At 64.9% G+C, this 13,229-nt stretch carries 2 protein-coding genes; both read left to right on the top strand.

What is annotated here, in order from left to right; all coding sequences use genetic code 11:
• The first annotated feature begins 135 nt into the window (after nucleotides 1-135).
• The gene (locus AC1TQG_RS06495; RefSeq protein ID WP_482136112.1) at nucleotides 136-1,146 is read left to right on the top strand and encodes an ABC transporter substrate-binding protein; all 1,011 of its coding nucleotides are present in this window, start codon (nucleotides 136-138) and stop codon (nucleotides 1,144-1,146) included.
• A gap of 175 nt (nucleotides 1,147-1,321) precedes the next feature.
• Nucleotides 1,322-13,216, top strand: a complete 11,895-nt coding sequence (locus AC1TQG_RS06490) for a non-ribosomal peptide synthetase (protein WP_482136111.1) — start codon at nucleotides 1,322-1,324, stop codon at nucleotides 13,214-13,216.
• The last annotated feature ends 13 nt before the right edge of the window (nucleotides 13,217-13,229 follow it).

The raw sequence follows: 13,229 nt of genomic DNA, 5'->3' as shown, positions 1-13,229 counted from the left end.
TCAACCCGGCGGCTTCTCCGCGTCAGCCATTTGAACCTATACAGAGACTTCCTAAAAAGGTACTATTCGCGGAGATCATCTGGATAGCGCAGGGCACGACTGGGCTCTGCCTGCAAGTAAAGGAAGTCGCACAAAGTGAAATCCAATAGTCGAGCCACGGGTGTGGCGGGCCGGGTGGCGATCCTGGCATTCGCCCTCATGCTCCCGGCTGCATGCTCGAGCGACTCCGATGCCAGTTCGTCGGACGAATCAGCCGTGACGGTCACCGGCGCATACGGCGAGACCGTCGTCGAAGAGACGCCGCAGCGCGTGGTTGCGATGTCGGCCACCGATGCCGATTTCCTGCTCTCCGTCGGAGTGACGCCGATCGCGATTCCGAGCATGCCGCAAACCGATGCGGCGACCAACGGAACGAGCATCTACCCCTGGGCAGAGGGTAAGTACCCGGCCGATACACCGAAGATCGCTGCGCCTGCCACCGATTTCAGCATTGAAGCGGTCGCGGCGCTCGATCCCGATCTCATCGTGGCGACCGGTTTCTGGGGCCTCGACGAGACGTCCTTCGCGGCACTGTCCGAGATCGCTCCGGTGCTGCACTTCGACACCGAGGCCAACGCTGATCCGTGGCAGGACAACGTGCGCAAGATCGGCCAGGTAGTCGACCGCGCCGGCGAGGCCGAGGCGAGCATCTCCTCCGCCGAGGCGGCCGTCGCGACCGCCAAGTCCGACAACCCGGTGTTGGCGGGCAAGACCTACAACGCGATCATCTCGCCGTCTGAAGATGGTGTGTACGTGTTGTGTTCGACAGAAGACAACATGGCACGCGTGATGGCCGACCTCGGGCTGGTGCTCAGTGACTACGCGCAGACCGTCGAATGTGACGGCGGAAAGGGTGAGGTCTCCTGGGAGAACCTGCCCAATCTCGACGCGGATCTGCTGTGGGTGATCCCGGATACCCCCGATCAGGTCCAGGTCCTTCAGTCGCAGCCACTGTGGCCGACGCTGACCGCCGTGTCCAAGGGTGCGGTGGCCGTGGTGCCGAAGACCGAGGGTGTGCCGTTCGCCCTCGCGTTCCCGTCGCCGATCAGTCTTGAGTGGGGCGTGAACCAGCTGGCTCCGCAATTGGCAGCTGCTGCAAGCAAATAGGCGATTCGCGTCAGTTTGAATCCATGTGAGCCACCCCGGCCCGGCCGGGGTGGCTCACGGCGTTTTCGGGGCATCCGATCAAACCCCGGCACTTCATATAGCCTAAACCAATAGGCAAGTATGCGTGAGGTCGTGCAGATAGTCCGACCGGGGTGCCACGGAGGGTTCGGTTCTGATGACTGACACATTCGAAACAACCACTGCAGGCGTTGTGCCGGCGACGCTCGGCAGTGAATATGCCGGTGGCACTGTCGATCTGCTTGCCGACGCCGATGTGGATGCCGGCTTCGGCCAACCGCCGGTCCGCCTGTCGATTGCGGTATCGGGCGTGCACGGTCTTCCGGAATCTGCTGTCGAATGGGCCGTTCGACGCTGGTTCAGTCACTACTCGGGCCTGCTGCGTGCGTCGGGGTGCGCGTCGCAGCCCGCATACCGGGTGAGCACCGTCCGGGGCGATCTGAGCACCCCGGACCCTGATGCCATCGTCGACGCGACCTGTCTGATCGACACCGTCGGCGGTGTCCTGGAACTGACAATCGATGTCACCACCAACGATCTCGACGAGGTATGGATCTCCGGCGCCGCCGACGTCATCCGGCGACTGGCCCACGACCGGCTCGAGAATCGGGGGGGCTCCGTTGCTCTCGGCAATGGCCGGGCCGTTCTCGCGCAGTACCTCCTCGAAGCGGAGTCGCCCGAACTGCTCGAACGTGATCATTGGGCCGAATTCGCCACCGAGCTCGAGGAACTCGCGCCGGCCACCATCGGGATCGACCCGGCAGGCCGTGAGACCGGCACCGCGCACACTGATTGTCTGCGGCTCCGAATCCACGCTCCGGTGGCGGTTTCCGGTCTGTCGTCGAGGGTTGTGGTGGTCGGATCGGTGCTACGGGCCCTGGTGGATTCCGGCGTGCTCGACGGCGACACCGCCGACGGCGTGCTCATCGACGTCGAGGAACCCGCCCGGACGCAGCGCTGGGCACTGATCCCGGGCCGTATCCGTCGTCGATTCCCGCTCTTGATCCCGGGCGAACTCGTCGCTGCCGCTGCTGATTCCACGGTTGGTTCAGCGGCCGAGTACCTCGCCGGCCTGGCCGCGGTGGTGGATATCGACGGCCCGACCGCATCGGACCATGGCGCGCTGCGGTTCGCGAATCCCTTGGCCGAAGGCATGTTCGACGACCTTGCCGAAGCCGACATCCTGGTCTCGATACGCTTCGGTGACGCACTGCCTGCCTCGGATCGCCGCGATGGCGATCAGATGGCGTTCGGGCGGTACGCGGTCGTGGCGACGGTCTGGATCGGTGCGACGGCGATCGACGGGCGACAACCGGTGGTCGTCGACGTGGCGATTCGCCCCGATGCCCAGCCCGGTGCCGGCGATCTGGCTGCGTCCATGGCTGCCTCGCTGGGTGTCTGGGGTGCCGGACATCTCGGTGATGTGGCAGGTGTGGGGTCTGCTTTTGCCGCCGATCCTGCGATGGCGTCGCTGGTGTCCTTCGACGACCAGACCAGCGCGCGCATCGTGGCGTTGTTCGGGCCACCGCGAGATCTGTTGCCCGTCTCGGCACTTCAGGAGGGTCTGCTCTTTCACCTGCAGTCCGCGCAGGCATCGCAGGTAGGTGACCTGTACGCATCACAGTTCCATCTGACCATCGACGGTCAGATCGATGCGGCCCGGATGCGGGCGGCGGTGCGTGCGCTGCTGTTCCGTTACCCGAACCTGGCTGCGGGCTTTGTCACGCTCGGAGATCGCACGTTGTCCGTGGTTCCGTCCGTCATCGAGGTCCCCTTCCATCACCTGCGTCGCGATGTGTGGGGGCGGGACTTCGACACCGTCGTGCAGGTCTTCGAACACGAACGGGCGCAGCCGTTCTCCGCAACCACGCCGCCGTTGATCCGGTTCGTGCTGATCGAGGTTGCGCAGCGCAGTTCGGTACTGTGTGTGACTTTTGAGCACATCCTTGCCGACGGATGGTCCGCGGGCCTGATGATGGATACGCTCCTCGACCTCTACACCGACCCGTCGGGGAGTTCGCTGCCCGAGGTGGTGTCCTTCCGGACGTACCTGCAATGGTTGGCCGGACGGGATCTGTTGGTGGCCCGCGATATCTGGGGCCGTCAACTGTCGGGATTCGATGAGCCGACCCTGCTGCGTCCGGACGCTGCGGCAATCGCGGCGACCACGGCGATGGCCAGGGACCACCACGAAGACCTCTCGCGATCGCTCAGTGATGACATCCGGGCCGCTGCCGCAGCGACCGGTGTCACCGTGAGCACATTCCTGCAGGCGGCCTGGGGTATCACCCTGTCGCGGCTGGTCGGCAAGGACGATGTCGTCTTCGGGACCACTGTGTCCGGTCGGCCCGCAGACCTCGACGGGGCGGAATCGATTGTGGGGCTGCTGTTCAACACCGTTCCGGTGCGGATGACGCTGCGTCCGGATCTCACGGTGGCACAGGCACTGGGCGACCTTCACGCGCGCAACATGGACGTCCTCGAACACCCCTACATCGGGCTCGGTGACATGCAGGCCATGGTCGGTCTGCGAACGTTGTTCGACACCCTCTTCATCATTCAGAACCATCCGGGACGCCGGGAGGGACAGACCTACGGTCCGGCAGGTGAGATGCGCGTCGCCGATGCCGCGCTGACCGACTCAACCCACTATCCCGTCTCCTTTGCGTTGTATCCCGGTGAGCAGATTCACGTGCGGTGCGCCTACCGTGGCGACCTGTATACGGCCGAACAGGTTGCGGTGCTGGTGGATCGGCTGCGGGGTGTTCTGCAGGACATGTCCGCGAACACCGCGTCGTCGGTTGGCAGTATCGCGGTGGCGACCGACAGTGAATACGCGCTGGTCACTTCCGAATGGAATGCAACCACGCGGGATGTCGAACCCGTCACCGTTGCAGAGCTTTTCGATGCCGGTGTGGCCCGGACGCCGGATGAGGTCGCTCTGCGCTCCGGCCGGATGCATCTGACGTTTGCCGAACTCAGCACGCAGGTCCACCAATACGCTCGTGCGTTGCGGGCCCGCGGTGTGGCCCCGGAATCCCGGGTGATCCTGATGCTTCCGCGGGATGAGCGGATGATCATCTCGATGTTCGCGACCTTTGCGGTCGGGGCGGCATACGTGCCTGTCGATTCGGACTATCCGATCGACCGGATCGGATACATGATCGAGGCTGCCGCACCGACCCTGGTCGTGACCACCACCGACCTCGGGGCCCGACTGGGCTCGGTGGATTGTGCCGTCCTCGACCTCGACGACGCAGACGTGATCGCCGAACTCGGTGCGTATGCGCCCGGACCCCTGTCGGCCACCGAACTCGGTACGCCGGTACATCTGGACAATCTCGCGTACATCATCTTCACCTCGGGCTCGACAGGTCGCCCCAAAGGTGTTGCGGTGCCGTACCGCGGCCTGACCAACATGTACTTCAACCATGCCGAGCGCATCTTCGATCGTGTGGTCGCCGGGCAGGGTGGACGCCGGATGCGGATCGCCCACACCACCTCCTTCTCCTTCGACGCCTCGTGGGAGCAACTGTTCTGGATGCTCGCCGGACACGAGGTGCACGTGATCGACGAGGACATGCGCCGGGATCCGACCGCGTTGCTGGCCTACTACGACCGCGAGGTGATCGACGGATTCGACGTCACGCCCTCGTATGCGATGTATCTGATCGAGCAGGGACTTCTGGAGCGGGATCGTCCGCGTGGTCTGTCGGTGTCGGAGACTGCTGCCGGCGTCGTGTTCGTCTCGCTCGGCGGCGAGGCCGTACCGGATGTGCTCTGGACCGCGCTGCGGGAAGCGCCCGGGGTGGAGGGCTACAACCTCTACGGCCCAACCGAATACACGATCAATGCACTGGGAGCCGATGTCGCCGACAGCACCGTGTCGTCGGTGGGGAACCCGATCTTCAACACACGCGCACACATCCTGGATTCCGGACTCAATCCGGCCCTCCCCGGAGTTGCCGGTGAACTGTATCTTGCAGGCGCGGGGACAGCGCGTGGCTACTTCGAACAGCCGTCGATGACCGGCCACCGATTTGTTGCCTGCCCCTGGGGCGATGGTCAGCGGATGTACCGCACCGGCGATCTGGCGCGGTGGCGTGCCGACGGCAGCATCGAATACCTGGGTCGGGTCGATGACCAGGTGAAGATCCGGGGCTATCGCATCGAGCTCGGGGAGATCGTGAACGTCCTGCTCGATGCGCCGTCCGTCGCGCAGGCGACCGTGGTCGTCCGGGACGGTGCTGCGGGCCCGATCCTGATCGCGTATGTGGTTGCTGCGGAACATGATCAACAGATCGACACCGATGCTCTTCGTTCGCACGTCGCGCAGAGACTGCCGGACTACATGATCCCGTCGGCGTTCGGCGTGATCACCGAGATACCGCTGACCATCAACGGCAAGGTCGATGGCAGGGCGCTCCCGGCAGTGGACACCGGTGAGGACGTCTACGTGGCACCACGCACGGTGACCGAAGAGGTTGTCGCCGAGGTCATCGCCTCGATCCTGGATCTCGACCGGGTGTCGGCCGATGACGACTTCTTTGCGCTGGGCGGCCACTCGTTGTTGGCGATGCGGGTGGTGTCGCGGGTCAATAGGGCACTGGATTCGGCGTTGTCGTTACGGGATGTATTCGATAGTCCATCGGTGGCAGGCATTGCGGCGGTGGTTGATTCCGATGCTTCCGGTGTCGGGCGCCTTAAAGTGGCCGACGTGGCGCGCGCAGATGTGGTGCCTGCGTCGTACGGCCAGCAGGCCCTGTGGTTGATCGGGCAGGTCACCGGCGCCGGCTCGGTGTACACGATTCCGGTGCTGCTCTCGGTCGGTCCCGATTTCGATCGGGCCGTGTGGTCTGCGGCGTTGACGGATGTGGTGACACGTCAAGAGGCGTTGCGGACCTTGCTTGTCGATGTCGGCGACGGAGTCCTGGAACAGCAGCTGGTTGCCGCCGACGAGGTCGATTCGTGGCTTGTTGTCGAGAACATCGACGTGACCGGCAGGGCGGCCTCGGATGTGCCGCAGCAGGTGCAGGGCTGGGTCCGGCAACCGATGGACGTGGGCCGCGACTTTCCGGTGCGCGCTGCGGTGTTCTGCAGTGGATCCGATGGGATCGCTGCGGGCGCGCCCGTGGTCGCGGCACTGGCGATACACCACGCGTTCATGGACGAGTGGTCGTTGCCGGTGTTGTTGCGCGACCTCGGTGTTGCGTACGCGGCACGCAGCCGCGGACGGAACCCGGCATGGGAGCCGTTGGCGGTGTCGTACGGGCAGTACGCGCTGTGGCAGCGGGAGCTGTTGGGTGAGGGTGATGTGGCGGGTTCGGTTGCCGCGCAGCAGCTGAGCTATTGGGCCACGCATCTGGCGGATGCGCCGGATGTGTCGATGGTGGCGACGGACCGGCCTCGGCAGGCACTGGCGTCCTATGACGGCTTTTCGGTGGAGTTCTCGGTCGATGACGCTGTGACGCAGAGGCTCCGGGCCTCGGCGGCGTCGTCGGATGTGTCGATGTACATGCTGGTGCAGGCGGCTGTGGCGGTGACGATGAGTGCCTTCGGTGCCGGCGATGACGTGGTGCTGGGGTCTCCGGTGGGTGGCCGCGGTGACGAGGACCTCGATGATCTGGTCGGCTATTTCGTCAACACCTTGCCGATGCGCCATCGACTGGACGGCAACCCGGCCTTGGTCGAGGTGCTCGATCGGGTGCGTGAGGTCGTACTCGGTGGCTTCGCGAATCAGGATGTGCCGTTCGACCAGATCGTGCAGTTCTCCGAGGTGACGCGCAGCAGCGCGCACAACCCCCTGTTCCAGACGTTGGTGACCTATCGGGCCGCCGGCGTGGTCGGGTCGAGTGCTGATTCGCTTGCGGCAGCAGGATTCGGACCTTATGCCGAGCGGGTCGAGATCGGAACGGTCAAGACTGACCTCGATATCGACATCGCAGATGGTGTCGACGGACTGACCGGTGTCATCGCCTGTGCGGCAGCGCTGTTCGATGAGTCGACGGGCAGGCGATTGGCAGACGGTCTGTCGCGAGTGCTGGCCGCATTTGCCGACGATCTCACCCGTCGTCTTTCGGACCTCGCGGTGGTGAGCTCATCGGATCTCGGACACATCGAACGCTGGTCGCAGGGTGGAGCTGTACCCGCCGATCGTGACGCGACGCTCGATGTGCTGGTGGCCGATGTGGTCCGCACGCAGCCGGATGCGATTGCGGTCCGCGGCGGTGGGAGGGAGTTGTCCTACCGGGAGTTGGGTGGGGCCACAACGCGGTTGGCGCACCGTCTGATCGCCGACGGGATCACACCCGAAGACCGTGTCGCAGTATTCGTCCCGCGATCGATCGAGATGGTGACGGGGTTTGTCGGCGTACTGGTGGCCGGAGCGACCGTGGTGCCGGTGGATTCGTCGTATCCCGCCGAACGCATCCGGATGATTCTGGACGACTGCCGTCCGGCGATGGTGTTGACCACATCCGGATTGGCCCGGGCCATCTCGGAGATCACCGGAAAACTCGGTGCACGTGTGATCTGTCTGGATGAAACCGACCAGAGTTTCTCGGAGACTGCCGGTCTCGGCGCTGGGCTACCGGCGCTGCGCTCGTCCAACGCCGCCTACGTCATCTATACGTCCGGGTCCACCGGCCGTCCCAAGGGCGTTGTCGTCGATCATGCGGCGATCATCAACCTGATCCGGTGGCGGCAGTCGGAATTCCCCCTCGGCGTTGGTGAGAGTGTGTTGCAGAAGACGTCGGTGGGATTCGATCCGGCGATCCCGGAAATCTTGTGGCCCTTGGTCGTCGGAGGCACGGTTGTCCTCGCCGATGACGGCGGGGACAAAGACCTGATCTACCTCGGCCGCGAGCTGAACGCCGGCGACATCACCTTTGTCGAACTCGTCCCGTCGGTGATCGCCGCGATGATCGAACTGGGCATCGACCTGTCCGGCTCCGGACTGAAATACCTGTCCGCCGGTGGCGAGGCGTTGTCCGGGGCTCTCCGTGAACGCATCGCACAGGCCTGGGGTGTGCCGGTCTGGAACACCTATGGTCCGGCCGAGGCCGCGGTGGAGGTCACCAGCTTCAGCGGCGATACCGACAGCCGGGGTGCGATCCCGATCGGCTCGCCCGTCTGGAACACCCACGTACTGGTGCTCGACGATCTCCTGCGGCCGGTCGCCCCTGGGGTGACGGGCGAGCTCTACGTGGGTGGAGCGCAACTGGCCCGCGGCTACCTGGATCGCCCTGACCTGACCGCCGGACGATTTGTCGCCTCCCCGGCAGGTGCCGACGGCGAGAGGGTCTATCGCACAGGTGATCTCGTGCGATGGACCGAATCCGGTGATCTGGTCTTTGTCGGCCGGGCCGACAACCAGGTGAAGATCAACGGGTCCCGGGTCGAACTCGGTGACGTCGAGGGCGCACTCGGGTCCATCGCCGGCGTCGCGAACTGCGCGGTGACCGTGCTGGATACGCCGAACGGAGTGTCCCGCCTGATCGCATACGTGACCCCGGCCGGGCGCCGGACGATCCACGACCTCGACCCGTCGGCGATCCGGAACGCACTCTTCGATCACATCCCGGCGCACATGGTTCCGGCAGCGGTGATCGTGGTGCAGACGTTGCCGCGCACCGCAAACGGAAAACTCGACCACAGTGCGCTACCCGCACCGGAGGATTCCGCGGGCACCGGGCGGTTGCCCGAGACCCCGACCGAGCAGCTGATCGCTACCGCGTTCGCCGATGTGCTGGGCGTGGATCGGGTGGCGGCCGACGACGACTTCTTCGGTCTTGGCGGTCATTCACTGTTGGCGATGCGGGTGGTGTCGCGGATCAACGGCGCGCTCGGGTCGGCGTTGTCGCTGCGAGATGTGTTCGACCGTCCGTCGGTGGCAGGGCTTGCCGGCGTCCTCGATTCGGCCGCCAGTGGGGCGGGCCGGATTCGGCTCGCCGATGTGGCGTGCGGCGAGGTCGTGCCTGCGTCCTTCGGTCAGGAAGCGCTGTGGCTGATCGGGCAGGTGACCGGTGCGGGCTCGGTCTACACGATTCCGGTGGTCCTCACGGTTGGTGCTGATTTCGACGAGTACGCATGGTCGGCGGCGTTGACCGATGTGCTGATCCGGCAGGAGGCGTTGCGAACACTGCTCGTCGACTCCGGCGAGGGTGTGTTGGTGCAGCGGGTTGTCCCTACCGATGGCCTCGGTTCGTGGTTCGGCGTTGAACAGCTGGATCTTTCGGGCTCCGATGTCGATGGTACCGCGAGCACTGATGCTCATGCGCGGGTCGAATCCTGGGTGCAGCGCCCCGTCGACGTTGGTCGCGACTTCCCGGTGCGTGCTGCTGTCTTCGCGAACGTCGACAGCAGCGCGGATGACCGGGTGGTCATCGTGGCGCTGGCAATCCACCATGTCGCGGTTGACGAGTGGTCGCTGCCGGTATTGCTGCGCGACCTGGGTATGGCGTACTCGGCCCGTCGCCATGGCCGCGCTCCGGTCTGGGACCGTCCGGTGGTGCCATACGGGCGGTACGCGGTGTGGCAACGGGAGTTGTTGGGCGACTTCTATAATCCGGGATCGGTCGGTCACGAGCAGTTGGTTCATTGGCACGAACATCTCACCGGTGCGCCGGAGGTGTCGATGGTGGCGACGGACCGGCCGCGCCCGGTGGTCGCGGCGTTTGACGGATTCTCGCTCGAGTTCGACATCGATGACACTGTGACGCAGAGTCTTCGGGAGCTGTGTGCGTCGTCGGGCGCGTCGATGTACATGGTGGTCCAGGCCGCAGTCGCCGTGATGATGTTCGGATTCGGCGCCGGTGATGACGTGGTGCTGGGGTCTCCGGTGGGTGGCCGTGGTGACGAGGATCTGGATGACGTTGTCGGCTATTTTGTCAACACTCTGCCGTTGCGTCATCGGCTGGATGGGAACCCGACCCTGGCCACGGTGCTGGCCCGCGTTCGGGAGGTTGTCCTGAATGGTTTCGCGAATCAGGACGTGCCGTTCGGCCAGATCGTGCAGGACTCCGACGTGAGGAGGAGTAGCGCCCACAACCCGTTGTTCCAGACGCTCGTGACGTATCGGGTTGCCGGAGTGCTCGACTCGAGTGTGGAGTCACTGCTGGCAGAGGGCTTCTCGCCGTTTCCCGACAGGGTGGGGATCGGGGCTGTCAAGAGCGACCTCGAGGTCGACATCGGTGAAGCCGGTGACAGTCTCGTCGGCACCATCTCGTGCGCGTCCTCGTTGTTCGACGAGGTCACCGCACACCGGTTGGCCGATGGAATGCGTCAGGTGCTGGCGGCTTTTGCCTGCGATGTGGATCGGCGGCTGTCGGATGTCGCGGTGATCGGTTCCGCGGAGTTGGTGCAGATCGACGGCTGGTCGCGCGGTGAGGTGTTACCCCTTGATCACGATGTGACCGTGGACGTGCTGCTGGCCGAGGCCGCGCGGACGCATGCCGCCGTGCCCGCGGTTCGTGGTGGTGGGAAGCAATTGTCCTATGCGGAGTTCGATGGCGCGGTGAACAGGCTGGCCCGGTTCCTGCTGGCGCGGGGTGTGACACCGGAGGCCCGGGTGGCCGTCCTGCTGCATCGCTCCGTGAAACTCCCTTCGGTGTTGAGCGGAATCGTGCGTGCTGGTGCGACGTTCGTTCCGGTCGACCCGTCAAACCCGGCGGACCGGATCGAATACGTTCTCACACAGAGCGGTTCGACCATCGTTATCGTCGAATCCGCCACGCGCGCCGCGTTGGAGGGGGTGGCGATCGGTGACGGCGTCACGGTCATCGACCTCGGAAGTCCGGACGTGCAGGTGCAACTCGCGCGGTTCGGCAGTGCCCCGATCGATGACGAAGAGCGTCCTCGCCGGATCCTGGGATCCGATGCGGCCTACGTCATCTACACATCGGGATCGACCGGCCGGCCCAAGGGCGTGGTGATCGAGCACCACGGGTTCGTGAACTTCCTGCGGTGGAAGCAACAGGTCACCGGTATCGAACCCGACGAACGAGTGCTTCAGAAGACGCCGATATCATTCGACGCGTCACTCTGGGAGTTCTTCGTGCCGTTGATGATCGGCGCAACGGTGGTGATGGCGGATCCGGATGGACATCGGGATCCGGCCTACCTGGCGCGGATCATCGCCGAAGAGCAACTGACAACCATCGAGTTCGTCCCGTCGATGCTCGACGCACTCCTCGAATACGGTCTCGACGACGTGGACATGTCGAGTCTGCGGCGGATCTTCTGCGGTGGTGAGGCACTCTCGGTGGCCACCGCGTCCGCGGCACTGGCGAGATTCGGAGACATCCTGTTCAACCTCTACGGGCCCACCGAGACCACGGTGGGAATCACCTCGCAGAAGGTCAGTTCGGCGTTGCTCGAATCAGGGGCACGTTTCGGCGGTGGATTACCGATCGGCGTGCCCGCCCACAATTCGCAGGCCCTGGTACTCGACCGGTACCTGTCGCCGGTCCCGGTCGGTGTGGTCGGTGAGTTGTACCTCGGCGGTCCGCAGCTGGCCCGTGGCTACCATGGTCGAGCGGACCTGACCGCCACCGCGTTTGTGGCAAGTCCGATGCCCGGCGCCACGGGGGAGCGGATCTACCGAACCGGAGACCTGGTGCGGTGGAACAAATTCGGCTCACTGGAGTACCTGGGGCGGGTGGACGATCAGATCAAGATCCGTGGATTCCGGGTCGAGGTCGACGAGATCAGAACAGTTCTCGAGCAGCATCGGGGTATTCGGTCGGCGGCCGTGGTGGCGCGTGACCGGAGCGGCGTCACCTCTTCGGACCGCTACCTGGCCGCCTACTACTGTGTCGAGGCGTCCGGTGGGCCCGAGTTCGCCGCCGCTGATCCGGCAGCAATCGAACGCACACTGCGAGCACATCTGTCGGCGCGACTGCCCGACTACATGGTGCCGTCGGCATACGTCTCGCTGGAGGCCATACCCGTCACCGTCAACGGCAAACTCGATGTGAAAGCGCTGCCGGAGCCGGGCAACTCGAACGAAGGCGGCACGGAGCCGACCACGGACCTCGAAAGGGCTGTGGCACAAATGGTGCGGGAGATCCTGGGTCTTGCCGCCGATCAGACGCTCTCGCTGGAAGACGACTTCTTCCGGCTCGGTGGGCATTCGCTCCTGGCCGCGCGCCTTGTCACGCGACTGAACCGGGACCTCGGCAGTTCGCTGACCATGCAGAGTGTGTTCTCCGCCCCGTCGGTCGGCGCTTTGGCGCATGCCCTCGATCCTGACCGCGCCACCGGATCGGACACCGATCCGGTGCTCCTGCGCCTGGCCGATACCGGCACCGGGCAGCAACCGGTCATCGCCGTGCATGCGAGCTCAGGTTTCGGGACCGTCTATTCGACGCTGACGTCGTACGTCGAATCCGGTAGAGGCCTGGTGGCGCTGCAGGATCCGTCTCATGCCGGCGATCAGCGGGACTTCGAGACCCTCGATGAGCTGGTCGACTTCTACACCGGCTCCGTGCTGGCGTGTGCGCCGCAGGGGCCGTACAACCTGGTGGGCTGGTCGTACGGAGGCCACATCGCGTTCGGTATCGCGCGTGAACTCGAAGCGATGGGCAAAGAGGTTGCGACCGTGACGATCCTGGACACCCCACCGGTGACCAAGTCGACCGTGATCGTCTGGGATGACGAGGAACGGGAACACGAGGTGCGGACCTCGTTCGCACGCTTCGCCGAACTGCCCGATGTCACCGGACTGTCCCGCGCGGAGATCCAGGAGCTCAACGCGGCAACAACCGGTCCGCTCTCGAATCTCGGTGACCGCGAGGCATTGGCGTTCATGGATTCGTTCGAGCGGTGCCTGCGGCTGATGGAGGCCCGGCCCACCAGAGGTGTGCTCAAGGCCCGAGGTCTGCTCGTCCTCGGCCGGGAGCACGCGGACTCGACCCGCCAGACCACCGAGCAGTGGAGCCGTCACTTCCACGAAGGCGTCGAGCTCCGCTTTGTGGACGTCGACCACGAGGACATGGTGTCGGCCACCGGCGTCTCCGAATGGGCGCCGTGGTGGGCGCAGCACCTTCGCTGAACTCGTAATTCGA

The sequence above is a fragment of the Williamsia sp. Y844 genome, from assembly GCF_056786475.1.
The sequence above is the reverse complement of the archived record's forward strand: the minus strand, read 5'-3'. Positions and strand labels throughout refer to the sequence as shown.

Excerpts from the sequence above, each read along its gene's own strand:
- AC1TQG_RS06490 (WP_482136111.1), top strand. The coding sequence starts at position 1,322 with ATGACTGACACATTCGAAACAACCACTGCAGGCGTTGTGCCGGCGACG.